The sequence below is a fragment of the Mycobacterium sp. TH-M116 genome (genome assembly GCF_057473685.1).
Genome location: NZ_JBYCLC010000061.1, coordinates 30,771 through 57,676, shown reverse-complemented (window position 1 = coordinate 57,676; position 26,906 = coordinate 30,771). Strand labels below are relative to the sequence as shown.

At 69.5% G+C, this 26,906-nt stretch carries 23 protein-coding genes and 4 pseudogenes; 14 read left to right on the top strand and 13 right to left on the bottom strand.

Annotated features, from left to right (window positions below; translation table 11 throughout):
* The 3 genes and pseudogenes from AC2VOK_RS03185 to pstS all read left to right on the top strand — a co-directional run.
* Positions 1 to 414, top strand: a pseudogene (locus tag AC2VOK_RS03185) (PPE family protein); the annotation flags it as partial.
* Positions 415 to 482: 68 nt separating this feature from the next.
* Entirely contained in the window at positions 483 to 1,424 is a 942-nt protein-coding gene (locus AC2VOK_RS03180) for a CE1 family esterase (RefSeq protein ID WP_428899186.1), read from the top strand.
* A 125-nt stretch (positions 1,425 to 1,549) separates the two neighbouring features.
* Positions 1,550 to 2,650, top strand: a complete 1,101-nt coding sequence (gene pstS / locus AC2VOK_RS03175; protein WP_428899185.1) for a phosphate ABC transporter substrate-binding protein PstS — start codon at positions 1,550 to 1,552, stop codon at positions 2,648 to 2,650.
* A 46-nt stretch (positions 2,651 to 2,696) separates the two neighbouring features.
* Here pstS and AC2VOK_RS03170 read toward each other — a convergent pair whose 3' ends face one another.
* From AC2VOK_RS03170 to AC2VOK_RS03150, 5 genes are all read right to left on the bottom strand, one after another.
* Complete coding sequence (locus AC2VOK_RS03170; RefSeq protein WP_428899184.1) at positions 2,697 to 3,014, bottom strand: DUF732 domain-containing protein; 318 nt, start codon at positions 3,012 to 3,014, stop codon at positions 2,697 to 2,699.
* A 117-nt stretch (positions 3,015 to 3,131) separates the two neighbouring features.
* The gene (gene nei2 / locus AC2VOK_RS03165; RefSeq protein ID WP_428899183.1) at positions 3,132 to 3,896 is read right to left on the bottom strand and encodes an endonuclease VIII Nei2; all 765 of its coding nucleotides are present in this window, start codon (positions 3,894 to 3,896) and stop codon (positions 3,132 to 3,134) included.
* A gap of 15 nt (positions 3,897 to 3,911) precedes the next feature.
* A complete protein-coding gene (locus AC2VOK_RS03160) occupies positions 3,912 to 8,543 on the bottom strand; it encodes an ATP-dependent helicase (protein WP_428899182.1) in 4,632 nt (1,543 codons plus the stop codon).
* A gap of 33 nt (positions 8,544 to 8,576) precedes the next feature.
* Positions 8,577 to 9,239, bottom strand: coding sequence for a TetR/AcrR family transcriptional regulator (locus AC2VOK_RS03155; protein ID WP_428899181.1), 663 nt, complete (start codon positions 9,237 to 9,239; stop codon positions 8,577 to 8,579).
* Positions 9,240 to 9,286: 47 nt separating this feature from the next.
* On the bottom strand, positions 9,287 to 10,006 hold the full coding sequence (locus AC2VOK_RS03150) for a methyltransferase domain-containing protein (protein ID WP_428899180.1): 720 nt from the start codon (positions 10,004 to 10,006) through the stop codon (positions 9,287 to 9,289).
* 249 nt (positions 10,007 to 10,255) lie between these two features.
* Here AC2VOK_RS03150 and AC2VOK_RS03145 point away from each other — a divergent pair, with 249 nt between their 5' ends.
* The 3 genes from AC2VOK_RS03145 to AC2VOK_RS03135 all read left to right on the top strand — a co-directional run bounded on the left by AC2VOK_RS03145 (position 10,256) and on the right by AC2VOK_RS03135 (position 12,181).
* Positions 10,256 to 10,651 (top strand): hypothetical protein, encoded by a 396-nt coding sequence (locus tag AC2VOK_RS03145; RefSeq protein ID WP_428899179.1) that lies wholly within the window; start codon positions 10,256 to 10,258, stop codon positions 10,649 to 10,651.
* 307 nt (positions 10,652 to 10,958) lie between these two features.
* Positions 10,959 to 11,396, top strand: coding sequence for an anti-sigma factor (locus AC2VOK_RS03140; RefSeq protein ID WP_428899178.1), 438 nt, complete (start codon positions 10,959 to 10,961; stop codon positions 11,394 to 11,396).
* Positions 11,393 to 12,181 (top strand): RNA polymerase sigma factor SigF, encoded by a 789-nt coding sequence (locus tag AC2VOK_RS03135; RefSeq protein WP_421528644.1) that lies wholly within the window; start codon positions 11,393 to 11,395, stop codon positions 12,179 to 12,181. The genes AC2VOK_RS03140 and AC2VOK_RS03135 overlap by 4 nt, the downstream gene beginning before the upstream one ends.
* A 59-nt stretch (positions 12,182 to 12,240) precedes the next feature.
* On the opposite strand, the gene AC2VOK_RS03130 is transcribed toward AC2VOK_RS03135, so the two are convergent.
* The 6 genes from AC2VOK_RS03130 to AC2VOK_RS03105 form a co-directional block, all read right to left on the bottom strand.
* Positions 12,241 to 14,034, bottom strand: coding sequence for an acetyl/propionyl/methylcrotonyl-CoA carboxylase subunit alpha (locus AC2VOK_RS03130; RefSeq protein WP_428899177.1), 1,794 nt, complete (start codon positions 14,032 to 14,034; stop codon positions 12,241 to 12,243).
* 115 nt (positions 14,035 to 14,149) lie between these two features.
* Positions 14,150 to 14,605: a SufE family protein gene (locus AC2VOK_RS03125; protein WP_428899176.1), complete on the bottom strand. Its 456-nt coding sequence runs from the start codon at positions 14,603 to 14,605 to the stop codon at positions 14,150 to 14,152.
* Entirely contained in the window at positions 14,602 to 15,507 is a 906-nt protein-coding gene (locus AC2VOK_RS03120) for a sulfurtransferase (RefSeq protein WP_428899175.1), read from the bottom strand. Before AC2VOK_RS03120 ends, AC2VOK_RS03125 begins: the two co-directional genes overlap by 4 nt.
* 100 nt (positions 15,508 to 15,607) lie before the next feature.
* Complete coding sequence (locus tag AC2VOK_RS03115) at positions 15,608 to 16,288, bottom strand: Maf family protein (protein WP_428899174.1); 681 nt, start codon at positions 16,286 to 16,288, stop codon at positions 15,608 to 15,610.
* Positions 16,285 to 16,557 (bottom strand): acyl-CoA carboxylase epsilon subunit, encoded by a 273-nt coding sequence (locus AC2VOK_RS03110; RefSeq protein ID WP_428899173.1) that lies wholly within the window; start codon positions 16,555 to 16,557, stop codon positions 16,285 to 16,287. The genes AC2VOK_RS03115 and AC2VOK_RS03110 overlap by 4 nt, the downstream gene beginning before the upstream one ends.
* Positions 16,554 to 18,203: an acyl-CoA carboxylase subunit beta gene (locus AC2VOK_RS03105; RefSeq protein ID WP_428899172.1), complete on the bottom strand. Its 1,650-nt coding sequence runs from the start codon at positions 18,201 to 18,203 to the stop codon at positions 16,554 to 16,556. The genes AC2VOK_RS03110 and AC2VOK_RS03105 overlap by 4 nt, the downstream gene beginning before the upstream one ends.
* 83 nt (positions 18,204 to 18,286) lie before the next feature.
* On the opposite strand from AC2VOK_RS03105, the gene AC2VOK_RS03100 reads away from it, so the two are divergent.
* Entirely contained in the window at positions 18,287 to 19,093 is an 807-nt protein-coding gene (locus AC2VOK_RS03100; protein ID WP_428899192.1) for a biotin--[acetyl-CoA-carboxylase] ligase, read from the top strand.
* 22 nt (positions 19,094 to 19,115) lie between these two features.
* Positions 19,116 to 19,634, top strand: coding sequence for a PH domain-containing protein (locus AC2VOK_RS03095; protein WP_428899171.1), 519 nt, complete (start codon positions 19,116 to 19,118; stop codon positions 19,632 to 19,634).
* Here AC2VOK_RS03095 and AC2VOK_RS03090 read toward each other — a convergent pair.
* Positions 19,589 to 19,765 (bottom strand): annotated as a pseudogene (locus AC2VOK_RS03090) (GtrA family protein); the annotation flags it as partial. The gene AC2VOK_RS03095 and the pseudogene AC2VOK_RS03090 overlap by 46 nt on opposite strands.
* Before the next feature lie 105 nt (positions 19,766 to 19,870).
* Positions 19,871 to 20,368: pseudogene (locus AC2VOK_RS03085) on the bottom strand (GtrA family protein); the annotation flags it as partial.
* A 98-nt stretch (positions 20,369 to 20,466) separates the two neighbouring features.
* On the opposite strand from AC2VOK_RS03085, the gene AC2VOK_RS03080 reads away from it, so the two are divergent.
* From AC2VOK_RS03080 to AC2VOK_RS03055, 6 genes and pseudogenes are all read left to right on the top strand, one after another.
* Entirely contained in the window at positions 20,467 to 21,720 is a 1,254-nt protein-coding gene (locus AC2VOK_RS03080; protein ID WP_428899170.1) for a 5-(carboxyamino)imidazole ribonucleotide synthase, read from the top strand.
* Positions 21,707 to 22,225 carry a 5-(carboxyamino)imidazole ribonucleotide mutase gene (purE, locus tag AC2VOK_RS03075; RefSeq protein WP_428899169.1) on the top strand — a complete coding sequence of 173 codons (519 nt, stop codon included), beginning with the start codon at positions 21,707 to 21,709 and terminating at the stop codon, positions 22,223 to 22,225. The genes AC2VOK_RS03080 and purE overlap by 14 nt, the downstream gene beginning before the upstream one ends.
* Positions 22,226 to 22,241: 16 nt before the next feature.
* Positions 22,242 to 23,408, top strand: coding sequence for an acyl-CoA dehydrogenase (locus AC2VOK_RS03070; protein WP_428899168.1), 1,167 nt, complete (start codon positions 22,242 to 22,244; stop codon positions 23,406 to 23,408).
* A gap of 262 nt (positions 23,409 to 23,670) precedes the next feature.
* Entirely contained in the window at positions 23,671 to 24,816 is a 1,146-nt protein-coding gene (locus AC2VOK_RS03065) for a PP2C family protein-serine/threonine phosphatase (RefSeq protein WP_428899191.1), read from the top strand.
* Positions 24,817 to 24,887: 71 nt separating this feature from the next.
* Positions 24,888 to 26,464: pseudogene (locus tag AC2VOK_RS03060) on the top strand (sensor histidine kinase).
* Complete coding sequence (locus AC2VOK_RS03055; protein WP_421530834.1) at positions 26,461 to 26,901, top strand: response regulator; 441 nt, start codon at positions 26,461 to 26,463, stop codon at positions 26,899 to 26,901. Before AC2VOK_RS03060 ends, AC2VOK_RS03055 begins: the two are co-directional and overlap by 4 nt.
* The last annotated feature ends 5 nt before the right edge of the window (positions 26,902 to 26,906 follow it).

The following is a 26,906-nucleotide window of genomic DNA, read 5'->3' as shown; positions in this document are numbered from 1 at the left end:
ACACTGTCCAAGGCCCAAGCGTTCCAGTCATTGGGCGGCGACATCGGCTCCGGCCTGTCGCAGAGCGCGGCGGACTTCGCCGCGGTGGAGGCCCGACTGGCCGGTGCCTTGGGCGCCGCCGGGCGGTCCTGGGCGCCCACCGGGTCGGTGGGCGGGGGGGTTCTGGTGGGCAAGCTGACGGCGCCGCCGTCGGTGGTGGGGCTGCTGGGGGCCTCGGAGTCCCCGGTTCGGCTCGCATCCGCGGTGTCCCCGCTGTCCCCCGAGCTGGCGCGGGCGCCCATCGCGATGCCTCCGGCAGGCACGGCGTCGGCCTCGGCGCGTGACCGCCGTCGCGCGGGGCGCGACTACGACGACATCGAACTCGGGTCGGAGCTTCTGGGAACGGTCATGCAGCGACCGCCGTCAGCGGGATGACGCCCGGCGCCGCGCCGGACGCGCCGCAATCCGAGGTCCTCGCGGACCCGATTCGGTACCTTGGCGGCATGCCGTACGCGCGATGGTTGTCGCCGGCCTTGCTCGCGGCCGCAGCGGTCATCATGGGAGTCGTCGTGCTGGCCGGGTGTGGCGTTCGTCACTTCTCGGCGTCCGACGTTCGCGACGTCTCCGGCACGCTGCGCGCCGGGGGCATCGACCGGACCTACACGCTGCACGTGCCGCCGGGCGATCCGGTCGGTCTGGTGCTCAGTCTGCACGGCGGCGGCGGCAGCGGGAACGGGCAGCGGGGGCTGACCGGTTTCGACGGCGTCGCCGACGCCCACCATCTGCTGGTGGTCTATCCCAACGGCTACGACAAGAGCTGGGCCGACGGGCGCGGGGCGTCGCCGGCGGACCGCCGGCACGTGGACGACGTCGGGTTCCTGGTCGCCCTGGTGGGCAAGCTGCAAGACGACTACAACATCGACCCGGGCCACGTCTTCGCGACCGGAATGTCCAACGGCGGCTTCATGTCCAACAGGCTGGCGTGCGAGCGCGCCGATGTCTTCGCCGCGATCGCACCGGTGGCAGGGACCCTGGGCGTGGGCGTGCCGTGCAACCCGTCCCGGGCGGTGTCGGTGTGGGAGGCTCACGGAACCGCTGATCCGCTGGTTCCGTTCCGCGGGGGCGACGTGCGTGGTCGCGGCGGGATCAGCCATGCCGTGTCCGTTGCGAGCATGGTGGACAGGTGGCGCTCGGTCGATGATTGCCACGGCGATCCGTCGCTGGAGGCGTCGCCCGACGTCGGGGACGGCACCGCGGTGCACCGCTTCGCCTACACGGTGTGCGCGGCATCCACCGAGGTGGTGTTCTACCGGATCGACAACGGTGGCCACACCTGGCCCGGCGGCAGGCAGTACCTGCCCAAGGCGGTCATCGGGCGCACCACCCGCGCCCTCGACGGCTCGGAGGCCATCGCCCGGTTCTTTCTCGCGCACGCCCGGGTTTAGCGATCACGCGAGGGCGTGGTCATCGCCGACAGCCGTACGCCGCGCCCCGCTGGTGCGGTCTTGTTACTATTCTTCGTACCTGCGGGAAGTGCGCGCTTTTCGTCCCACCGTCCAAAGGAATCAGGTTGCACATCAATCGGTTTGGTGCCGTACTGAGCATCCTGGCAGTCGGGGCGATGCTGACGGGCTGTGGTCACGACACCGGAGGGCGCGTGGCGACGGGCACGTCGTCGGTGCGGGTCGCCTGCGGCGGCAAGCCGACATTGCGGGCCAGCGGTTCCACCGCCCAGGCCAACGCGATGACCCGTTTCGACAAGGCATTCGAACAGGCCTGTGCGGGCCAGTCACTGAACTACACACCCAACGGCTCCGGCGCCGGGATCAGCGAGTTCCTGGGTGACCGAACCGATTTCGCCGGCTCCGATTCGCCGCTGAGAAAGGACGAGTACGCCGCAGCGCAGCGGCGGTGCGGCTCGCCGGCGTGGAACCTTCCGGTGGTGTTCGGCCCCATCGCCGTCATCTACCACGTCGACGGTGTGACGTCGCTGAACCTCGACGGCCCGACCGTAGCGCAGATCTTCAACGGCGACATCAAAACCTGGGACGACGGTGCGATCCAGGCGCTGAACCCGGGCGCCACCATGCCCGCCGAGCCGATCAGCGTCGTGTTCCGCAGCGACGAGTCCGGCACCACCGACAACTTCCAGAGGTATCTGGACACCGCCTCCGGCGGCGCCTGGGACAAGGGTGCCGGTATGACATTCAACGGGGGGGTCGGCGAGGGCGCCAAGGGTAACGACGGATCCGCCGCGGCGGTCAAGGCCACCGAGGGGTCGATCAGCTACGTCGAATGGTCCTACGTCGCGGCCCAGCAGCTGAACATGGCCAGGATCATCACCTCGGCCGGCCCGGACCCGGTGGGGATCAGCGCCGAGTCGGTAGGCAAGACCATTTCCGCAGCCTGGTACATCAGACAGGGCAATGACCTTGCCCTGGACACGATCTCGTTCTACCGGCCCAACCAGGCCGGCTCCTACCCGATCGTGCTGGCGACCTACGAGATCGTGTGCTCGCAGTACCCCGACGGGCAGGTCGGCGCGGCTGTCAAGGCGTTCCTGCAGAGTGCGATCGGGCCCGGCCAGGCCAGCCTTTTCGGCCACGGCTACATTCCCGTTCCCCAGGAGTTCATGTCGCGGTTGTCGACGGCTGTCAACGCCATCTCATAACCGGGGCCGCCTCATAGCCGGGGCCATCTCGCAACCGGGCGACACGTCAGGGCGCCGTGTGGTTCCGCGGGCAGAACGCGGCGATGCTCGCGCCGACGAAGAACCCGGCGTGGTAACCGTCGAGTTGGCTGTTGCTCATCACTTCCGAGGCGACGTCGGACTTCTGCCTGCCGAGGTCGAGTTCGTCGCACACCTCGTGAGCCGCGATGATCGCGGCCTTCGGCGACGGGAAGTCGATGCCCTTGGCGGTCACCGCGGACAGAAAGGCGTTGTCGATCGCGTCGGCGTGCGCAGCGGGCGCCGCGATCCCGACCACGCTGATCAGCGCGACCGCCAGGACCATGGGCGTCCGGCTGTTCGGCATCGGTGGGTCCTCCCGGTGGTCGGTGCACGAAGGCGGGCAGGCCTGTGACACCGCGATCATCGCATGTCGCGACCGCACTGGCGAAAGTTCGCGGCGCACTTCATAAAAGTCTCCTGTTCATCGCTGGCAGACGGGGCACCAGAACCACACCCGGGCGCCGGTGTCGCGGGATTCGCTGTATTCGACGCGCGTGCCGCAGCGACGGCATCGTTGTCCGGCACGCCCGTACACCCACAGTTGCCGCCCCGGTCGAGTGTCACCGGTGGTACACCGGTTCCAGCGGAACCGGTTGGTCCACAGCATGTCCCGGGCGCGCGCCACCAGCCGGTGCGTGTCGGCGACGGCGTCGACCGGCGTAGTGGGCAGATGCCCGGTGACAAAGCACAATTCGTTGCAGTACACGTTGCCGACCCCGGCCAGGACCCGCTGGTCCAGCAGTGCCTCGGCGAGTGGCCGGTCCGGCCGGGCGGTGAGGTTGGCGGCGGCGCGCGCGGCGTCCCAGTCGGGGCCCAGCAGGTCTGGTCCCAGGTGGGCGACTGCGTCGGCCTCCCGGTCACGGTCGAGGATTTCCAGCACCCCGAGGTCGACGCCCACGGCCCGCACGGTGCCGGCTTCCAGGACGATCCGCGCGCGGTGGTCCACCCGCACCGACCGGACACCGACCCGCCAGCTGCCGTCCATCTTCAGGTGTGAGTGAATGCTGGCCGGGCCCACCCGGAATAACAGGTGCTTGCCGCGACTGAGCACCTCGTCCACCACCTGCCCGGTGAGGTCGACGGTGGCGAACCGCGGCACCCGGACATCGCAGCGGGTCAGCGTGCGCCCGGCCAGGTGCTCCCGCAGGATTGTCGCGGTGCGCCAGACGGTGTCACCCTCGGGCATGGTCCTCTGGCGTGATCACCGCAGCCGCAATCCGCTTGGGGTGCAGACGAATCCGGCGTCCAACAGCCCTGCCAGCGCATCCGAGCGCTCCTCGCCGAAAGACGGCGCCAGGGCCGGCGCACCGTCGATGCGTTCCACCAGGATCGCCGCGACGCGCCGTTCAGACACCAGGCCGGCCAGCGCCGCGGCGGCCGCGTGGTGGGCCGCGGGGTCGGCGGTGAAGGTCAGCAACGACCGTCCGCCGCGTTCGAGGAACCAGGTGCACTCACCGTCCACCAGTACCACCAGCGCCCCGGCCTTGCGGCCGGGGCGTGCCGCTGGGCCTTGCGGGCTCGATGACGGCCAGGGCAGTGCGGCGCCGTAGGGGTTGGCCGGGTCCGCGGCGGCCAGCGCAACGGCCCGGTAGTCCGGCCGCTGCGCATCGACGTCGTCGGTGTAGCCGCGCAGCCGGTCGACAGTGGACGCGACGGCGAACTGCGCGCCGCCCAACGACTCTACGAAATAGCCACGCTGGCAGCGACCGGCGTCCTCGAACGAGCTCAACACCTTGTAAAGGGTGGCGAACCCGCCCGGCACCCCCTCGGCCGTCACCGCACCCCTGGTCAGCACGCCGTGTCGGCCCAGCAGGAGTTCGGCCTGGTGGTGGGCCCGCACCGTGGAATCCGGATCGGGGGCCGGCAGGGTCGACCACCGCCCCGCCACGGTCGGGTCGGCGGCGCGGTGCTGGGCGTGCGCGACGCTGTACCGGCTCAGGCGCGGTGGCCGGTGTGTCCGGTGCGCCGGCACGGAGCGCCGGCGGCTGCCCAATCCGCTGAGCTGGGCGCGTACCGGAGCGAAGGTGTCGCCGGTGACCCAGCCGGCCCAGATCAGTTCCCACAGCGCGGCTTTGAGGTCCGCCGAGTCGATTTCGCCGGGCCGTTGGTCCTGCGCGAGCTGGCGGAAGAAATATGCGCCTCCCCCGGACAGCGTGTCCAGGATCGCGCGGTGGGCTTCGGTCAGGTCGATCTCGGCCGGCGGTGCCAGGGTCAGAGGCGCCGAATCGCTGTGGTGCAGCACGATCCAGCCGTCGCTGCCCGAGATGGACCCGGCGCCCGACCAGGTTACCTCGCCGGTTGCCAGCAGTTCGTCGAGCAGTGCCGGACAGTAGCCGGCCACGCGCGGTCCCAGCACCAACGGTTCGATCGCCGAGGCCGGCAACCGGACTCCGGCCAGCTGGTCGATCACCGTCAGCAGGCCCTCCGGGCCGGACAGGTTCGACGAGACGCGGTGCCAGGCGGGCAGGAAGCGCCCGTAGGCGGCGGTGCTCACCGGCTCGACCTGGGCACGTAGCGCCGCCAGTGAGCGGCGCCGCAGGATGCGTAACACCTCGGCGTCGCACCACTGTTGGCCGCCCGGCCCCTCGGGAGCGGCGACGAACTCACCGCGCACCAACCGCCCGTCCGCGGCCAGCCGGCTCAGCACGTCGGCCGTCACCCGCAGTCCCAGCCCGAAGCGGGCGGCCGCCTCGGCCGTGGTGAACGGGGTACGGGTGCGGGCATAACGGCCCAGCAGTTCACCCAGCGGATCGGCCACCTCCGCGGTGAAGGTGGCCGGCACGCCCAACGGAACCGCGACCCCGATCCCGTCGCGCAGCCGGCCGATGTCCTCGATGGCCGCCCACCAGCTGCGGCCGGCAAACGAGACCGTCAGCGCGCGCCGGGCGGCGAGCAGACCGTCCAGCCAGCCGCCGACGTCGGCCGTCGCGGACCGGGCGGCCACCTCCGCTCCGGTCAGCGGGCCCAGCAGCCGCAGCAGGTCCGCGACCGCCTCGGCGTCACGGGCGGCTCGGTCCGGGGCGAGGTGCTGCAACTGCAGGCTGGTGGCGGCGATGACCTCCGGGTCGAGCAACTCGCGCAGCTCCACCCGGCCGAGCAGCTCGGCAAGCAGCGTGGCATCCAGCGACAGCGCTGCGGCCCGGCGCTCGGCGAGCGGCCTGTCGCCCTCGTACATGAAGGCCCCGACGTAGCCGAACAGCAGGGACGCCGCGAAGGGGGACGGTTTGGCGGTCTGCGTCTCGAGCACCCGCACCCGGCGCGAGGCGATGCCGCTCATCAGCTCGACCAGGGCCGGGACGTCGTAGACGTCCTGCAGGCATTCGCGGACGGTCTCCAGCACCACCGGGAAGTCGGGGTATTTCCGCGCGACCTCCAGCAGCTGGGCTGCGCGCTGGCGCTGCTGCCACAGCGGCGAGCGGCGGCCGGGATGGCGGCGCGGCAGCAGCAAGGCCCGGGCCGCGCACTCCCGGAACCGCGACGCGAACAACGCCGAACCGCCCACTTCGGCGGTGACGATCGGATCGATCTCGTCGGCGTCGAAGACGAAGAGATCGGCGCCCGCAGCGGTATCGCCGGTGTCGGAAAGCGTGTCCGGCAAGCGCACCACGATGCCGTCGTCGGAGGCGGTCGGTTTCTCGTCGATGCCGTAGCGTTCGCGCAGCCGCCGGCCGACCGCCAGCGCCAGCGGACCGTTCACCCGCAGCCCGTACGGCGAGTGCAGGATCACCCGCCAGTCGCCGAGCTCATCGCGGAAGCGCTCGACCAGCAAGGTGGTGTCGGTGGGCACCGTCCCGGCCGCGGCGCGCTGCTCGTCGAGCAGCACCCATAGGTTTTCTGTCGCGTAGGCGTCGAACCCCAAAACGGTGCAACGTGTCTCGAATTCTTCCCGGTCCATGCCGGCCATCTCGCCGGTGAACGCCCCCAGCGCGGCACCCAGCTCGGCCGGGCGGCCCACGCCGTCGCCGCGCCAGAACGGCAGCCGGGCCGGCTGCCCCGGGGCGGGGACCACCAGCACCCGGTCGTGGGTGATCTCGACGATGCGCCAGCTGGTGGCCCCGAGCGAGATCACATCGCCGGGGCGGGACTCGTAGACCATCTCCTCTTCGAGTTCGCCGACCCGCGAGGGCTTTTCGGAGTCGCCGGCCAAATAGACCGTGAACAGCCCACGGTCGGGGATGGTGCCGCCGGAGGTGACGGCCAGCCGCTGGGCGCCGGGCCGGGCGGTCAGCGTCCCGGTATCGCGGTCGTAGACCAGGCGCGGTCGCAATTCGGCGAACTCCGTCGACGGGTACTTGCCGCTCAACAGGTCCAGGGTGGCCTCGAACAGGCTTCGCGGCAGCGTCGCGAATGGCGCGGCCCGGCGCACGGTGTCAAACCAGTGGTCGGCGTCCAGCGGCTCGAGGGCAGCCGCTGCCACGGTGTGCTGGGCCAGGACGTCGAGGGGGTTGGTCGGCACCCGCAACGTCTCGATCTGACCGGCCCGCATGCGCTGCACACTCACCGCGCAGCTGATCAGGTCGGTGCGGTGCTTGGGGAAAAGCACGCCCCGGGAGACCTCGCCCACCTGATGGCCGGCCCGGCCGATGCGTTGCAGGCCGCTGGCCACCGACGGCGGTGCCTCCACCTGGATCACCAGGTCGACCGCGCCCATGTCGATTCCCAGCTCCAGGCTGGAGGTGGCCACCACCGCCTTGAGCAGACCACGCTTGAGGTCCTCTTCCACCAGTGCGCGCTGCTCCTTGCTGACCGAGCCGTGGTGGGCACGGGCCAGCAACGCGTCGGCGCCGTAGGTCTGGCCGCTTCCCATGATGTGCGCCGGCGCACCGCCGGGCACCGCCCGATTGGTTCCGGCAGACTCGGCCGGCACCTCGAGGAGAGCCACGCCGCGGCGTTCGGCGTGTATCTCGTTGAGCCGTGCGGTGAGCCGTTCGGCCAGCCGTCGCGAGTTGGTGAACACGATGGTCGAGCCGTGCGCCTCGATCAGGTCGACCAGGCGCGCCTCGACGTCCGGCCAGATGCTGGGGGTACCACCTGCTTGCGGGGCAGTGTTGGCCAGGTTCGCCATGTCGGGCACGGGTACCTGCACGGTGAGCTCGACGGTCTTGCCCGACGGCGGGGCCACCACCTTTGTCCGAGTCGTCGGGCCTGCGCCGGACAGGAACCGGGCCAGCTCCTCGGGCGGGCGCACCGTCGCCGACAACCCGATGCGCTGGGCGGGCGGCGCCTGGCGCAGGGCGTCCAGCCGTTCCAGCGACAGGGCCAGGTGTGCGCCGCGCTTGCCGGCGGCGATGGCGTGGATCTCGTCGACGATCACGGTCTGCACGCCGGTCAGGGTCTGCCGCGCAGCCGAAGTGAGCATCAAGAACAGCGACTCCGGTGTGGTGATCAGCACGTCGGGCGGATGGTTGAGCAGGTGCCGACGCTGCGCGGGCGCGGTGTCGCCGGATCGCACCCCCACACTGATGCCGGGAACCGGCACCTCCCGGCGTTCGGCGATCCGGGTGAGCCCCGCCAGCGGGGTGCGCAGGTTGCGCTCGACGTCGACAGCCAGTGCCTTGAGCGGGGAGACGTACAACACGCGGGTCCCGGCGTGGCGCTCGGGGCCGGCGGCGAGACGGTCGATCGCCCACAGGAACGCCGCCAGAGTTTTTCCGGACCCCGTCGGTGCGATCACCAGGGTGTTGTCGCCGTCGGCGATGGCGTCCCAGGCGGCGACCTGCGCAGTGGTCGGCGCGGCGAACGTGCCGGCGAACCATTCGCGGGTGACCGCGCTGAACCGGCCCAGCGGGTCGCGGGGATGTTCAGGCCGCTGCGGACCGGCGCGAGTGCTCACCTGACCATGGTGCCAACGTGGACCGACAGGAGTTCACAACCTGGAGGTGGCCATCAGATGGGCGAGTTCGTCCGGAATGCCCGGCACCCGGGCGATGGCGTCCAGCAGCGCGTGCGCGCAGGAGTCGGCGAGCTGTTCGGCTTCGGTGGTGGGGTCGATGATCCGCTGCCGGCAGATCTCGAAGGTGAGCGCCAGCCAGCCGTTGATGATCACCTCCAGGTGCTGCTCGACCTCGGTTTTCAGCTTCTCCGCGGGGATTGTGCCCACCAGTTCGGCGACCCGGCTCATGATGTGTTCCAACTGGCGGTTCTTGGCTTCGTCGCTGACGCCCACGAGCACCGGGTCGGACCGGCCGAGGCCGACATAGGCCGCCCACGCCGACTGCGGATGGTGATGCTGGTAGTCCATGTAGGCCAGCACACCGGCTTTGATCTCCTCGAACATCGTCAGGCCGGCCGGACGCAACGCGTTGGTGACCTCGTAGAGCCGGTCGGTCTCGTCCTGTACGACCGCGGCGAAGAAAGCCCGTTTGTCCGGGAAGTAGTGATACATCAATGCCCGGGACACCCCGGCCCGCTCGGCGATCTCGTCGATGCGGACCTCGTCGTAGGGCCGCTGACCGAAAACCTCCGCCCCCAGAGCAAGCAGCTCAGCTCGGCGGTCCTCGGGGGACAACCGCCTCCTCGCGCTCGGCATGCGTCAAATAGTACCGAGGCAGCCCGGGTTGCCGCCCGAACTTGCGTTCATGGACTCCAAGCCCGCTCGTCGAAGACGGTCGTGTGCACGCACAATCGAAGTGCGTACCAGGAGATCTCCGCCTGCACGGCGGCCTTGTCCAGATACGCCTGCCAGTCGGCACGGCGGAAACTTCGGCTGATGGATGTTCTGCCGTCGGAGCGCACGATGGGGTGCCAGCGCATCACGTGTGCCAGCAGCGGAAAGGTGCGATAGGCGAAAGTACTGCGGTGCAGATCCGCGATGTGCCAGCCGCGGGCGGAGTTCTCGTGAAGCCACGTCAGGAATTCCACGACGTCCTGGTCGCTGAGGTGGTGGGTGAACTGCGAGCTGACGATGAAGTGCGGCGGCTCGTCCGGGGTGTAGGCGAACACGTCGCCGATCCGGTAGTCGATGGCCAGTTCCGCCGGGGTGGCGTCGCGGGCGGCGGCGGCGCTGCGTGGGTTCAGGTCGATTCCCGACAATCGTGTCTTGAGCCCGCGACCATCCGCCCAGCGCGCGATGGCCCGCAGCAGATCGCCGTCGCCGTAGCCGACGTCCAGCACGGAGATTTCCGTACCGGCGGGCAAGGTCCTCGTCGCGCGCGCCAGCCAGCGCAACGTCGGGCGATGGGTGAGCGTCATGCGGTTGACGACGGCGAGGTCGGCCAGGCAACGCCGGTAGTCGGCCAGGGCGATGCTTTCGTCGTCCAGGATTTCCGGCTTCGTGCTGCGCACCGCGAGGTCCATGCACCCTCCCTTCATCTCGAGCGCCCGCTCAATCTTGCGGTATCCTTCCGCGACCCCTGCCCCGGGGCCTCCTTTTCGGGGCCGACAACGGCGGTTTGCCGAGGCCTCAGACCGGCTAGGTGACTGTGCGTCTGGGGTCTCGGGGTGGGGTCGGCATGCGCTGCCAGCAGGAATCCTCGCGACTGCGTAACCGATTCGGCGTCGCAAGCGATGACACAGGAGGAGCCGGGCCCTACGTGAGGAAGAAGGATGCAGAAGGCGGACGAGTGGTCCCCGGGAGACCGCGTGGGGCGAGATGACGGTCGCGAAGACGGTGAGGTGCACGCCGCCATCCGCTTCGCGGCGCTGGCCACGGTCGCCGGACTGGGCTTCCTGGTCATGGCGGCGCTGTGGGTCAGCACCTGCCCGGGCGTGAGCGTCGACACGGTGGCCTGCGGCGCGCCGCAGCGGACGATGCTGGCTTTCGGGGGTCCGCTGATCCTGCTGTCCGCCGGGCTGCGGGCGTTCGTGCGCACCTACCGGGTGTGGTGTCGCGAGGGCACCTGGTGGGGATGGCACGGCGCAGGCTGGTTCTTGCTGACGCTGACGGCGGTGACGGTGTCGTTGGGGGTGTCGCCGATAGCGGGCCCGATGGCGGCGCTCTGAGGCGTCGGGCGAACATCCGAGAACATACCGGGCTCCCGGGTTTCCTCGCGGCGCCCCCGGGGTATCACCACGCCGACCATGATCAGTTTCCGCGACGATTGCACGGATTATTGCGCAGACAATTGCGCAGACAATTGCGCTGACCATGGCGCCGCGATCCGCCGGAGCAGGGGCGCCGTGTTCGGTTCGAGTCCGGCAATTCCGGGGGCGGCCACCCGGCGGCGACGATGGTTGATCCGTTGAAAAGTATGGTCTCAGGGGGCTGCAGGGCAGTAGTAATGTCAGTCGGACAATGCCGGGAGACCATATGAACGATGCGGGCCCGCTCGTCAACGCTCGCGACCGCGGCCACCGCGCCGTCGAATTGCGCGTCGCGGCACGGCTGGAGAACCTGGCGATGCTACGCACGCTGGTCGGCGCGATCGGCACCTTCGAAGACCTGGACTTCGACGCCGTGGCGGATCTGCGGCTCGCGGTGGATGAGGTGTGTACGCGGTTGATCCGTTCGGCCACTCCGGATGCGACGCTGGTTGTCGTGGTGGACCCGCAGGACGAAGTTCTGGTCGTGGAGGCCACCGCCGCGTGTATCACTCACGACGTGGTGGCGCCCGGCAGCTTCAGCTGGCACGTGCTGACGTCGTTGGCCGACGACGTCAAGACCTTCCACGACGGCCGCGCACCCGATGAATCCGGCAGTCTGTTCGGAATCACATTGACGGCCCGGCGGGCGGCCTCGAGCAGGTGAGGGCGCGGAGTGCCGGCGGTTCGGCTTCGCGCCCAAACGAATACGCCGATGTGCCGGAGATGTTCCGCGAGCTGGCGACCTTCCCCGCCGACTCGACGGATTTCCAGCGCCACCGGGACAAGATCGTCGAGCGCTGTCTGCCCCTGGCCGACCACATCGCCCGGCGGTTCGACGGCCGGGGCGAGCCGCGCGACGACCTGGTCCAGGTGGCGCGCGTCGGCCTGGTCAACGCGGTGATCCGGTTCGACGTCGAGACCGGTTCGGACTTCGTGTCGTTCGCGGTACCCACGATCATGGGGGAGGTGCGGCGTCACTTCCGGGACAACAGCTGGTCGGTGAAGGTCCCGCGGCGGCTCAAGGAGTTGCACCTGCGGCTGGGCAGTGCCACCGCGGATCTGTCCCAGCGGCTCGGTCGGGCACCCACGGCCACCGAGCTCGCCTCGGAACTCGGGATGGAACGCCAGGAGGTCGTCGAGGGCCTGGTGGCAGGCAGCTCCTACAACACCTTGTCCATCGACACCGGTGGTGGCAGCGAGGACGACGAGGTCCGTGCCATCGTCGACACCCTGGGCGACGTGGACGCCGGCCTGGACCGCATCGAGGACCGCGAGGCGCTGCGCCCACTGCTCGAGGCGCTACCCGAGCGTGAGCGAATGGTGTTGGTGCTCAGGTTCTTCGAGTCGATGACGCAGACGCAGATCGCCGAGCGGGTCGGAATCTCGCAGATGCACGTGTCCCGGTTGCTGGCCAAATCGCTGGCGCGGTTGCGGGACCAGCTGCAGTAGCGGGCGCGGTTGCCCGGTTCGCCGGCGGCCCGTTGGCCTCAGCAGCGGTCCGTCCAGGATCATTTGATCTCGGCGAGCACCGTGCCTTGTGTGATCGCCGCCCCGGCCTCGACGGCGAGCCCGGTGATGACGCCGTCCTTGTGTGCGGTGACCGGGTTCTCCATCTTCATCGCCTCGAGCACGACCACCAGATCGCCGACGGCGACCTCCTGGCCCTCCTCGACCGCAACTTTGACCACGGTGCCCTGCATCGGTGCGGTCACCGCGTCACCGGAGGCCATCGCACCTGCGTGCGCCCCGCGCTTGCGCGGCTTGGGCTTCTTGCGTACGACACCCGCCGGGTCGCCGGCGCCGCCGGAGAACGCGAGGTCAGCGGGGAGCGAGACTTCCAGACGGCGGCCGTCGACCTCGACGACCACCTTCTGCCGGGGTCGGGTGTCCTCGTCATCGAGGGGATCGCCGGCGGTGAAGGGTTCGACGGTGTTGTTCCACTCGGTCTCGATCCAGCGGGTGTGCACCGAGAAGCCGTTCTCGTCGCCGATGAACGCCGGGTCGGACACCACGGCCCGATGGAACGGGATGACGGTGGACAGACCTTCGACGTGGAACTCGTCGAAGGCACGCCGGGCGCGTTCGAGGGCCTCGGTGCGGCTGGCGCCGTACACGATCAGCTTGGCCAGCATCGAGTCGAACTGCCCGCCGATCACCGAGCCGGTCTCCACGCCGGAGTCCAGCCGCACCCCGGGGCCCGCGGGCGGGTCGAATCGGGTCACCGGCCCGGGCGCGGGCAGGAAGCCGCGGCCCGCGTCCTCGCCGTTGATCCGGAACTCGAAGGCGTGGCCGCGCGGCGTCGGGTCCTCGGTCAGATCCAGCCGCTCGCCGTTGGCGATGCGGAACTGCTCGCGCACCAGGTCGATACCGGCGGTCTCCTCGGTGACCGGGTGTTCGACCTGCAGGCGGGTGTTGACCTCGAGGAACGAGATCAGCCCGTCCTGGCCGACCAGGTACTCGACGGTTCCCGCGCCGTAGTAGTGGGCCTCCTTGCAGATCCGCTTCGCCGACTCGTGAATCTCCTTGCGCTGTGCGTCGGTCAAAAACGGCGCCGGGGCCTCCTCGACGAGCTTCTGGAAGCGGCGTTGCAGCGAGCAGTCGCGGGTGCCGGCGACGACGACGTTGCCGTGCTGGTCTGCGATCACCTGCGCTTCGACGTGGCGGGGCTTGTCCAGGTAACGCTCGACGAAGCACTCCCCGCGGCCGAACGCGGCCGTGGCCTCGCGGACCGCCGACTCGTACAGCTCGGGGATCTCCTCGATGGTGCGGGCGACCTTCATGCCCTTGCCCCCGCCGCCGAAGGCGGCCTTGATCGCGATCGGCACGCCGTACTCCTGGGCGAAGGCCACCACCTCGTCGGCGTTCTTGACAGGGTCTGGCGTGCCGGGCACCAGCGGGGCCTGGGCTCGCGCGGCGATGTGACGGGCGGTGACCTTGTCGCCGAGGTCGCGGATCGACTGCGGGCTGGGCCCGATCCAGATCAAGCCGGCGTCGATCACCGCCTGGGCGAAGTCGGCGTTCTCGGACAGGAAGCCGTAGCCGGGGTGGATGGCGTTGGCGCCGGACTTCGAGGCCGCGTCGAGGATCTTGCCGAAATCCAGGTAGGACTCCGCCGACGTCTGACCGCCCAGGGCGAACGCCTCGTCGGCCAGTCGCACGTGCGGTGCGTCCGCGTCGGGCTCGGCGTACACCGCCACGCTGGGCAGGCCCGCGTCGCGGGCCGCCCGGATCACCCGGACAGCGATCTCGCCGCGGTTGGCGACGAGCACTTTGGAGATCCTCGAGCCGGCGTGACTAGCCACTGCGCCTCCTGTTTGGCATGTCTGCAGACTTCTGCTGCAAGGTCTTTAGCTGCAAGGTCTTTAAGAGAGTTTCTTACTCTGACCGGGAAGTCTAAGCGGCGCGCCGTCGGCGCCATCAGCCGGTGTCGTAATTCCCCGATTGCCGGGCTTGTGGGGCGGACTCACGCAGCCGCCGCTTGATCCGGGCCAGCATCGCCGACATGCCGCGCAACCGCAGCGGGCTGATCAGAGCCGCCAGGCCGAGATCGGTGTAGAAATCCTCGGGCACCGCCAGGATGTCGGCGGCGGGTTGCCCGTCGAGGCCGGCCGCCAGGATCGCGGCGAAACCGCGCGTGGTCGGTGCCTCGGCGGGCGCGCTGAAGTACAGCCGCACCCGGTCCGGGTCGCCGGCGTCGACGTGCAGGAACAACGGGGTCTGACATTCGGGGACCGGCTCCATCGCCGCCTCGGCCAGCTCGGCGGGCAACGCGGGCAGGTCGTCGGCGAACTCCAGCAGAAGTGTCAGCTTGTCCTGGCCCCGAACTTCGGCGAAGTCGGACACCACCTCGGCAAGCGGCGCGGGTAGGCTCATCGGGCCGGTGCGGCTCCCGGCGCCTGTCCCGGTTCAGGGCCCACGACGACGGGGACGCGCACCATGTTGCCCCACTCGGTCCATGACCCGTCGTAGTTGCGCACCCCGGGCTTGCCCAGCAGATGCGTGAGCACGAACCAGGTGTGGCTGGACCGCTCGCCGATGCGGCAGTAGACGATGGTCTTGTCGTCGGGACCGAGGAACCCGTAAAGCTCCTCGAGCTCTTCGCGGCTGCGGAACCGCCCGCTGTCGTCGACGGCCCTGCTCCACGGGATCGACCGGGCGGTGGGGATGTGGCCGGCCCGCAGCACCCCCTCCTCGGGGTAGTCGGGCATGTGGGTGCGCTCGCCGGTGTACTCCTGCGGGGAGCGCACGTCGATCAGCGGCCCGGAGCCCAGCGCCGCCAGCACGTCGTCCTTGTAGACCCGGATGGGCTCGTCGTTGCGCTGCACGACCGGATAGCCCTCGGAGGTCCGGTCCGGGACGTCGAGGCTGGTCTCCCGCCCCTCGGAGAGCCACAGGTTCCGGCCGCCGTTGAGCAGTCGCACGTCGGGGTGGCCGAACAGCGTGAACACCCACAGCGCGTAGGCCGCCCACCAGTTGCTCTTGTCGCCGTAGATCACCACGGTGTCGTCGCGGGCGATGCCCTTGCGGTCCATCAGCGCGGCGAACTGCTCGCCGTTGATGTAGTCGCGCACCGGCGCGTCGTTGAGGTCGGTGTGCCAGTCGATCTTGACCGCGCCGGGGATGTGCCCGACGTCGTAGAGCAGCACGTCCTCGTCGGACTCGACGATCGCCAGGCCGGGCGTGCCCAGGTTGGCGGACAGCCAGTCGGCGGTGACCAGGCGTTCGGGGTGGGCGTAGGCCGCAAGCGCGGGGCTGGGATCGGGGGGCAGCGACACAAACCGAGCCTACCGCCAGGGACGCGAGTGGGCCGCCGTGGCGGCACGGACCGCGACACATAAGCGGCTGCGACGACATGCCGCGCCGGGGCGCAGCCGTTTATGTTTCGCGGGCCGCCGTGGCGGCGCCGCCTACCGGACCGCCTACCGGATTGGCCGCCCACACCGAGGCGACCGACAGCCCCGCGCGATCCAGCAGCGACCGGGTCAGCGGCAGCCCGATCCCCACCACCGCTGACGGGTCGCCGTCGACGCCTTCGATGAACCAACCACCCAGGCCGTCGAGAGTGAACCCCCCTGCCACGCGCAAGGATTCACCCGAGGACAAGTACGCATCCAGGTCTTCGGGGCAAGGTGTGCCGAAACGCACTATGGTGACCGAATTTTCGGATGTTTCGTAAGCAATCATATTGTCCAGCAACCGAATCAGGGCGTGCCCGGTGTGGAGCTGGCCGGCGCGGCCCGCCATGGCCTGCCACAGGTCGCGCGCGGCGGCCGTCGACGCCGGCTTGCCGCAGAGCCGGCCGTCCAGGTAGAGCATCGAATCACAGCCGATGACAACGCAATCCGCGGCGACTGCCGGTTCGAGCGTGCCGGCCACCCGTTGCGCTTTCGCCCGGGCCAGGGCGCACACCACCTCCCCGGGCGGGGAGTCGGCGCGCAGACCGGCGACGACCGCGTCCTCGTCGACTCCTGAGACCCTGACCAGCGGATCCACACCGGCTTGGCGCAGCGCTTTGAGCCGGCCCCCCGACGCCGACGCGAGCACCAGACGGGTCACTGCTGCAAGCGCTGCATATGGAGTTTCTGCTGCATGGTCAGGCGCTGGAAGTTCGTCATCGCGTACCGCAGGTTGTCGGCCGGCAGGCCCCAGCGGGTGCGCTCGGGGACCGGCGGTGTGGGCGCGGCACCCGAGCTGCCGAGCACGGCGACCAGTGCGGCCAGCTCCGCGGCGGTCGGCGTGCCGCGCAGGACCTGGATGTGCGGCTCGTGCACCGGGTGGGCGTCGGGTGTCGTCACAACCTCGCCCGTGTCGCTCACTCGACTCATAGCGGGATGTTCCCGTGCTTCTTGGGGGGCAGATGGGAGATCTTGCGTTCCAGCAGGCGCAGCGCCGTGCCGATGTAGCCGCGGGTGTGCGACGGCGGGATCACCGCGTCGACGTAGCCGCGCTCGGCGGCGACGTAGGGGTTGACGAGCGTGTCCTCGTACTCCTGCTGCAGATGCAGCCGCAACTCGTCGACATCAGCGCCGTCGCGGGCGGCCTCCTTGAGCTGCTGGCGGTAGACGAACCCGACAGCGCCGGATGCGCCCATGACGGCGATCTGGGCGGTCGGCCAGGCGATGTTGACATCGCAGCCCATGTCCTTGGAACCCATCACGCAGTAGGCGCCGCCGTAGGCCTTGCGGGTGATGACGGTGATCTTGGGGACGGTGGCCTCGCCGTACGCGTAGAGCAGCTTGGCGCCGCGACGGATGATGCCGTTGTACTCCTGGCCGGTGCCAGGCAGGAACCCGGGAACGTCGACCAGCATGACGATCGGGATGTTGAAGCAGTCGCAGGTCCGCACGAAGCGGGCCGCCTTCTCCGAGGCGTTGATGTCCAGGCATCCGGCGAAATGGGTGGGCTGGTTGGCCACGATGCCGACCGGCCGGCCGTCGATGCGGCCGAACCCGACGACGATGTTCTGCGCGTAGCCGTTCTGGACCTCGAGGAATTCGTCCTCGTCGAGGATGCGGGTGATCACCTCGTGCATGTCGTAGGGCTGGTTGGGCGAATCCGGGATCAGCGTGTCCAGCTCGATGTCCTCGGCGGTGAGGTTGTCCTCGATCGCGCCCTCGGGCACCGGCTCGGCGTAGCGCGGCGCGTCGGTGGCGTTGTTGGGCGGCAGGTAGCCCAGCAGCTCGCGCACCCAGTCGAAGGCGTCCTGCTCACCCGAGGCCACGTAGTGCGCGGTTCCCGACTTGGCCATGTGGGTGTGGGCGCCGCCGAGTTCCTCCATGGTGACGTCCTCGCCGGTGACGGTTTTGATGACGTCGGGGCCGGTGATGAACATCTGGCTGGTCTGGTCGACCATCACCACGAAATCGGTCAGGGCGGGGGAGTAGACGTGCCCGCCGGCCGCGGCGCCCATGATCAGTGAGATCTGCGGGATGACACCCGAGGCCACGATGTTGTTGCGGAAGATGCGGCTGTACAGGCCCAGCGAGACCACACCCTCCTGGATGCGGGCACCCGCGCCGTCGTTGATGCCGATCAGCGGGCGGCCGGTCTTGACCGCCAGCTCCTGCACCTTGACGATCTTCTCGCCGTACACCTCGCCCAGGCTGCCGCCGAACACCGTGGCGTCCTGGCTGAAGATGCACACGTCGCGGCCGTCGATGGTCCCGTATCCGGTGACCACCCCGTCGCCCAGGGGGCGGTTGCTCCCCAAACCGAAGTTGCTGCTGCGGTGCCGGGCCAGGGCGTCGAGTTCGACGAAGGAATCCTCGTCCAGCAGGGCGTAGATGCGCTCGCGGGCGGTCAGCTTGCCCTTGGCGTGCACCTTCTCGACGGCCTCCTCGCCGACCGGGTGCAGCGACTCTTCCCGGCGCTTGTGCAGCTCGGCCAGCTTGCCCGCGGTGGTGTGGATGTCGACGGTGTGTTCGCTCGCAGGCTCTGCGGAATGAGCCGAGCGGTCGGTAACGCTAGTCATGGCAGTCGATGTTATCGGCTGATCCCCCGGCACTGCTTAGGCTGGGCCGGGTGAGCGCCCAGTACCCCGCGGTGGACCCGCCTTTGAATGAGGCCGCGCTGCGGGCGGAGCTGATCGGCGCCGGGCTGGGTTGGCGACGGCTCGACGTCGTCGAGCAGACCGGCTCCACCAACGCCGACCTCCTGGCGCGGGCGGCGTCACCGGGCGGGGAGGCCGACGTCGCCGGGGCCGTGCTGATCGCCGAGCACCAGACCGCCGGACGCGGACGGCACGGCCGCCGCTGGTCGGCCGGCCCGCGGACCCAGATCACCCCGCGGACCCAGATCACGATGTCGGTGGGGGTCGGCGCCGTCGACGTGCCGGTCGAGGCGTGGGGCTGGCTGTCGCTGGCCACCGGGGTGGCGGTCGTCGACGCGGTGGCGGCCGTGACCGGACTTCGAGCCGGCCTGAAATGGCCCAACGACGTGCTGGCGGGCCCGCCGGCCTCCCGTGGCAAGCTGGCGGGCATCCTCGCCGAAGTGGCGCGCCCGGTGGTGGTGATCGGCGTGGGGCTCAACGTCGCCCGCGCCCCCGAGGGCGTCGAGGGCGCCACTTCGCTTCGCGACCTCGGGGTCCCCGCACCCGATCGCGGCGACCTGGTGCGCGCGCTGCTGACCGAACTCGGCAGGCGGATCGTCGCGTGGCGGGCCGCCCGCGGTGCCGACCGGTCGCTGGTCGCCGACTACCGGGCGCACAGCCTGACGATCGGCACTCGCGTGCGTGCGCACCTGCCCGGCGGCCGGGAGCTGGTCGGCACCGCCACCGGCATCGACGACCAGGGCAGGCTCTGCCTCCAGACGGGACATGAGGCGGTCGTGATCTCTGCCGGCGACGTGGTGCATCTGCGGTAGCGCCGCCGCTAATGTCGCGACCATGCGCTATCCCGAGAACGCCCTGGCTGCCGGCGAGCAGGTGGTGCTGCACCACCATCCGCACTGGAAGCGGCTGATCTGGCCCGCCGTGGTGTTCGTCACCGCGACCGGGCTGACGGCGTTCGGGTCGGGTTACCTCAACTCGACGCAGTGGGACCAGTTCGCCAAGAACGTCATCTACGGCGTCATCTGGGGGATCTGGCTGGTGGTCGTCGGCTGGCTGACGTTGTGGCCGTTCTCGGCCTGGTTGACGACGCATTTCGTCGTCACCACCCGACGGGTGATGTACCGGCACGGGGTGTTCACCCGCACCGGGCTCGACATCCCGCTGGCGCGGATCAACAGCGTTGAATTCCGGGACAGGATCTTCGAGCGGATCTTTCGGTGCGGGACGCTGATCATCGACTCGCCGTCACAAGATCCGTTGGAGTTTTACGAGGTTCCGCGGCTGCGCGAGGTGCACGCGCTGCTCTATCACGAAGTCTTCGACACCCTGGGGTCAGACGAATCGCCGAGCTGACCGAAGCGGGCGGCCCTGCGGCTGCGCCAACCGCGCAAGAGGGTGACGTTTCCCATGTGGTACCCGCCCTCGATGGTGTCCTCGAAAATCTCGGCGATCCCGCCCGCGGTGAGGGCAGACTCCAGGGCCTTCTCTTCCAGGGCCCTGCCCTCGCCGACAGCCCTGCCCTCGCCGACAGCCCTGCCCTCGCCGACAACCCTGCCCTCGTCGACAACCCTGCCCTCGCCGACGACCATGTCGGGGTTGCGCGCGAACGCGTCGGGGAACACCCAACGGCGGAGCGCCCAGAAGCGGAACGCCATCTGCAACAAATTCCCGATGATGTAGGCCGAGACGAAGTCGGCGACGTTCTCCACCGTCAGCGACACCATCGGCTCCCGCAGCTGCAGCACGTAGCTGGAGAACCACAGCGGCGCCATGCTCAGCAGCACCCCGACGCCGCTGAAGGCGAAGAACAACAGCGCCTCGTGGTGGCGTTCACGGCCGCCGCGGTCGCGGAAGCTCCACTCCCGGTTCAGCACATAGGACGCGATGACCGCGACAATGCCGGCGATCACCTTCGCGGTGACCGGCTTGGTCTCCAGAATCGTCAGCTTCAGGGTGTAGAAAATGACGGAGTCGATGATGAATGTGGTGCCGCCGACGATCGCGAACTTGATCAGTTCGTGGTGGCGTTGCGCGTAGGTCTGAAAGGCTTCCGGCAAACGCGCCATCGTGGCATCGGCGAAGGGCACAGCACGTGAGTGTACGTACGGACACGAAAACGACGCAAAGTGGTGCATCACGATCGGGTCTCACCGCCGCTCACCGGCCGGCCCGGCCCCATGACACCATGATGGCCGTGCCGAGTACCCGCACCCCCGGCGTCGCGCCGCTCGTTGCCATGGTCGGCGGCGGCCAGCTCGCGCGGATGACCCACCAGGCCGCGATCGCACTGGGACAGACGTTGCGGGTGCTGGCCACCGCCGCCGACGAGTCGGCCGCGCAGGTCACGCCCGACGTGGTGATCGGCTCGCACACCGAACTGGAAGACCTGCGCCGGGTCGCGGCCGGGGCCGACGTGCTGACCTTCGACCACGAGCACGTCCCCACCGACCTGCTGGAGAAGCTCGTCGCCGAGGGCGTCAACGTCGCGCCGCCGCCCCACGCCCTGGCGCACGCGCAGGACAAGCTCGTCATGCGGCGGCGGCTGGAGGCTCTCGGCGCCCCGGTGCCGCGCTACGCGCCGGTGGACGGCCTCGACGACCTGGACGCGTTCGTGCGAACCCTGGACGCCGGCGACGACGCCCCGGTGGTGGTCAAGGCCGTGCGGGGCGGGTACGACGGGCGTGGAGTCTGGCTGGCCCGTGACCTGAAGCAGGCGCGCGAGACCGCCCGCACATGCCTGGCCGACGGGTTGCCGGTGCTGGTCGAGGAGCGGGTGACGCTGCGCCGCGAGCTGTCGGCGCTGGTGGCGCGCTCGCCGTTCGGTCAGGGCGCGGCCTGGCCGGTGGTGCAGACCGTGCAACGTGACGGGATCTGCGAGCAGGTGATCGCGCCCGCACCGGGCCTGACCGGCGAGTCGGCGGCCGCCGCCCAGCAGCTGGCGCTGCAGCTGGCCGCCGAACTGGGTGTGGTCGGGGTGCTCGCGGTGGAGCTGTTCGAGACGACCGACGGTGCCCTGCTCGTCAACGAGCTGGCGATGCGGCCGCACAACTCCGGGCACTGGACCATGGACGGGTCGCGCACCAGCCAGTTCGAGCAGCATCTGCGCGCGGTGCTGGACTATCCGCTCGGCGATACCGACGCGATCGCGCCGGTGACGGTCATGGCCAACGTGCTGGGCGCACCGCGCGGACCGGAGCCGCGCGCGACGGCGGCGATGTCGATGGACGAGCGGCTGCACCACCTGCTCGCGCGGATGCCGGAAGCCCGGGTACACCTGTACGGCAAGCTCGAACGGCCCGGCCGCAAGATCGGGCACGTCAATTTCCTGGGCGCCGACCCGGCGGATCTGGCGAGCCTGCGGGAACGCGCCGAACTCGCGGCGCACTGGCTGTCACACGGTCGATGGGCGGACGGATGGGACCCACATGATCAGCACTAACCCCCGCGTCGGGGTCATCATGGGCAGCGACAGCGACTGGCCGGTGATGACCGACGCGGCCGACGCGCTCGCCGAGTTCGACATCGCGGTCGAGGCCCGCGTGGTGTCGGCGCACCGCACGCCGCAGGTGATGTTCGACTACGCCCGTGGCGCGGCCGACCGTGGCATCGAGGTGATCATCGCCGGGGCGGGCGGCGCCGCCCACCTGCCCGGGATGGTCGCCGCGGCGACGCCGCTGCCGGTGATCGGGGTACCGGTACCGCTGGCACGCCTGGATGGACTGGACTCGCTGCTGTCGATCGTGCAGATGCCCGCAGGCGTCCCGGTGGCGACGGTCTCCATCGGCGGTGCCCGCAACGCCGGGCTGCTGGCCGTGCGCATCCTCGCCTCGTCCGACCCGGTGTTGCGGGCGCGGGTCGTGGCGTTTCAGAACGAGCTCGCCGAGAGCGTGCAGGCCAAGGATGCGGCCGTGCAGCGGCTGCACGGTAAAGTTACCGGGGAGTAGCGCAGGGAGGCTTGAGATGGCTGGATGGGGCGGAAATCCGTCGTTCGATGTGTTCGGACTACCCGGGGAACATCAGGAGTTGCGGACGGCGATCCGGGCGCTGGCGGAGAAGGAGATCGCTCCGCACGCCGCCGAGGTGGACGAGAAGTCGCGGTTCCCGCAGGAAGCGTTGGAGGCGTTGAACGCGTCGGGCTTCAACGCGGTGCACGTTCCCGAGGAGTACGGCGGCCAGGGTGCGGATTCGGTGGCGGCGTGCATCGTGATCGAGGAGGTGGCCCGCGTCGACGCGTCGGCGTCGCTGATCCCGGCGGTGAACAAGCTGGGCACCATGGGGCTGATCCTGCGCGGGTCTGATGAGCTCAAGAAGCAGGTGCTGCCGCAGATCTCCGACGGTGTGATGGCGTCCTACGCGCTGTCCGAGCGCGAGGCCGGCAGCGACGCGGCGGCGATGCGGACCCGGGCCAAAGCCGACGGGGACGACTGGATCCTCAACGGCGCCAAGTGCTGGATCACCAACGGCGGGAAGTCCAGCTGGTACACGGTCATGGCGGTGACCGATCCGGACAAGGGCTCGGGCGGTATCTCGGCGTTCATGGTGCACATCGATGACGAGGGGTTCAGCGTGGGCCCCAAGGAACGCAAGCTCGGGATCAAGGGCTCGCCGACCACTGAGCTGTACTTCGAGAACTGCCGCATACCGGGTGATCGGATGATCGGGGAACCGGGTACGGGTTTCAAGACCGCGCTGGCCACCCTGGATCACACCCGTCCCACGATCGGGGCGCAGGCGGTCGGGATCGCGCAAGGCGCCCTGGATGCCGCGATCGCCTACACCAAGGACCGCAAGCAGTTCGGCCGGCCGGTCAGCGACAACCAGGGTGTCCAGTTCATGCTGGCCGACATGGCGATGAAGGTCGAGGCCGCGCGGTTGATGGTGTACTCGGCCGCGGCGCGCGCCGAGCGCGGTGAGGCGAACCTGGGCTTCATCTCGGCCGCGTCGAAGTGCTTTGCCTCCGACGTCGCGATGGAGGTGACCACCGACGCGGTGCAACTGTTCGGTGGTGCGGGCTACACCGTCGACTTCCCGGTGGAGCGGATGATGCGCGACGCCAAGATCACCCAGATCTACGAGGGCACCAACCAGATCCAGCGCGTCGTGATGTCGCGGGCACTGCTGCGCTGACGCCACCGTTAGTACAGCCTTCGTTGGGAAAGCGCCGGCACACCGCATAGGATCACCCTCGGCAACCATTCGGGGTGGTAAGCCGGTATGCAAGTGCCCGCGGGCGCACCGGCTCTCCGGTCGGAACGTCGCCACACAGCCAATGGCTACCGCGGCCAATGGGGGGCCGAGTAAAAAAGTTGCTCACCCCTTCACCACCCGCGGATGACCGGAAGTGATCCCAGTGCGTACTCCAGGTACCCGGGTGGCCCATTGGCAGTCGTTGTCGCTGTTGCTGGTCGAAGACGACCGGGCGGACGCGGTGCTGGTCGAGGACTTGATCGCTAACGCCGTCGCCGACATCCGGGTGGTGTGGGCACAGTCGATGGCGGACGCCGAGCGCGAGCTCGCCACCGCCCGTCCCGACTGCGTGCTGCTGGACCTGCACCTGCCGGACGCCAACGGCATCGACGCCCTGGATCGCATCGCCAAGCGCGATGCCACGGTCCCGATCGTGGTGCTGACCGGGCTCAACGACGAGAACTTCGGGGCGTCGGCGGTCGCGGCCGGCGCCCAGGACTATCTGGTCAAGGGGCGGGTCGAACCGGAGATGCTGCGCCGGGCGCTGCTGTATGCGATCGAGCGCAAGCGGGCCGAGCTCATTTCCGCGGACTTGCACGCCAGCCGGCTCCGTGCGCGTGAGAACGCGCTGCTGGAACGCGGCCTGCTGCCATCCCCGCTGCTGCACGACGACTCGGGCGTCGAGATCGTCGCGCGGTATCGCCCGAGCCGCGAGGACGCGCTGCTGTGCGGGGACTTCTACGATGTCGTGCAGACACCCGACCGCACCGTGCACGTGCTGATCGGCGACGTCGCCGGGCACGGACCGCACGAGGCGGCGCTGGGCGCGGCGCTGCGGATCGCGTTTCGCGCGCTGACCTTCGCCGGGGTCCACGGTGTCGACATGATGCGGCAGCTGGAGCGGGTGCTGCACTCCGAACGGACCAGCATCGGTATCTTCGCAACGGTGCTCAGCCTGGAGATCGCACCGGACAGCCCACGCGTCACCACGGTCCGCGCCGGTCATCCCGGGATGCTGTTGCAAGGGGGCGGCGGCGTGGAGTGGATCGAGCCGCCCGCGGGGCCGGCCTTGGGGCTGCGGGCCGACGACTGGCCGCTCCACGACCTGGAACTGCCCGTCGGGCACGGGTTGCTGCTGCTGACCGACGGCCTCTTCGAGGGGTACTCGGGGCGCGGCACCCGACGCCTCGGCGAGGACGGGTTGCTGGCCTTGGCGCGCCTGCACGCCAACCAGCCCGGTCCGGCGTTCGTCGACGCGCTCATCGACGAGGCCGAAAAGCTCGCCCAGCCGCAGGGCGGGCTCACCGACGACATCGCAGTGCTGCGCGTCGAGCGGACCACGGCGTGACGCCGCTGGTGCGGTCGCTGCGCCCGTCGCAGCTCACCACGCGGGGATGGCACGCGCTGGTGCTGTTCGTGATGGGCGTGCTGGTGCTGGCGGGCGCCGCGCGGGAACCGTGTTGCTGATGCGCACCGACACGATGTCGCACGAACTGATCGACGACATCCAGCCGGCGCGCGTGGCCGCATGCCAGCTGCAGGCCGGGCTGCGCGATCAGGAGACCGGCGTTCGCGGCTATCTGATCACCGCCGACCGCCAGTTCCTCAGGCCCTACTACGACGGACAACGCACCGAACGGGACGCGGCCGACGCCATCCGCCACCGTCTGGGCCGGCGTGCGGACCTCATCGCCAACCTGGGCGAGATCGAGCAGTCAGCCGCGCGGTGGCGGGCGAGCTACGCCGAGCCGTTGATCGCCGGGGTGACCCCGGACGTCCCCAATGTCGTGAAGGGTGGGCTCGCGGAGCGCGGCAAAGTCCAATTCGACCACCTGCGTGCGCTTTTCGTGACCCAGGATGCGAGCCTGTCCGCGGCGTGGGTGCACGCCGCGGAGCAACTCCACCGCATCGACGCCTGGCGGGACCGCGTGCTGATCGCGCTGGTGGTCGTGTTCTTCGCCACCGCGCTGGTGCTGGGTGCGCTGGTGCGCTTCACGGTGACCCGTCCGCTGGCGAACCTGGCGGCGGCGTGCCGGCGGATCACCGAGGGCAGCTTCGCGGAGACCATCTGGCCTCCCAAGCGGCCCAGGGACATCCGGGACATGGCGATCGACGTGGAGAACATGCGCCGGCGCATGGTCGAAGAACTCGACGTATCCCGTGCTGCCCGAGAGCAGTTGGATGAACAGACCGAGGAGCTGCGGCGTTCGAACGCCGAACTCGAGCAGTTCGCCTACGTCGCGTCCCACGATCTGCAGGAACCGCTGCGCAAGGTCGCCTCGTTCTGCCAGTTGCTCGAGAAGCGCTACGGCGACCAACTCGACGAGCGCGGCACCGAGTACATCGCCTTCGCGGTCGACGGGGCCAAGCGCATGCAGGTGCTGATCAACGACCTGCTCACCTTCTCCCGCGTCGGTCGCCTCGGCGCCTTTCAGGTCGAGGTGGACCTCGACACGCCGCTGGACGCCGGCCTGAGCAACCTCGCCGCGGCGATCGAGGAGTCCGGCGCCCGGATCGTGCGCCCGCGTGATCCCCTCCCGCGGGTCGTCGGCGACCCGATGCTGCTGACGATGTTGTGGCAGAACCTGATCGGCAATGCGGTGAAGTTCCGGCGCGAGGACAGCCCGCCGCGCATCGCCATCGAGTGCGAACCGGGCGGCGGTGACTGCGTCGGTGAATGGGTGTTCCGCGTTACCGACAACGGCATCGGGATACCGGAGGAGTTCGCCGACAAGGTGTTTGTGATCTTCCAGCGTCTGCACGGCCGAGACATGTACCAGGGGACCGGTGTGGGGCTGGCGCTGTGCAAGAAGATCGTCGAGTACCACGGCGGAAGCATCCGGATCGACACGACCTACACCGGCGGCACCCGGTTCGAGTTCACCCTGCCCATGCCCGAGCCTGCGGACGTCGCTCAAGAAGAGCCGGTTCCCGAAGAGCCGGCCACCGGAGAAGACCAAGCGCACGAAACAGAGCCAGGAGGAGCCCAGCAATGACCTCGGACGGTAGAGCGATCGAAATCCTGCTCGTCGAGGACGATCCGGGAGACGAGCTCATCACCCGGGAAGCGTTCGAGCACAACAAGCTCAAGAACAACCTGAACGTGGCGCACGACGGGGAAGAGGGTTTGGACTACCTCTACAGGCGCGGCCCGTTCAAGGACGCCGTGCGGCCTGATCTCGTCCTGCTCGATCTGAACCTCCCGAAATACGACGGCCGCCAGTTGTTGGAGCAGGTCAAGTCCGATCCTGACCTCGCGCGCATCCCGGTCGTCGTACTCACGACCTCCTCGGCGGAGGAGGACATCCTGCGCAGCTACCAGTTGCATGCCAACGCCTACGTCACCAAGCCGGTCGACCTCGATCAGTTCATCAACGCGGTCCGGCAGATCGACGAGTTCTTCATCCAGGTGGTGCGCCTGCCGGGTCTCTGAGAGTG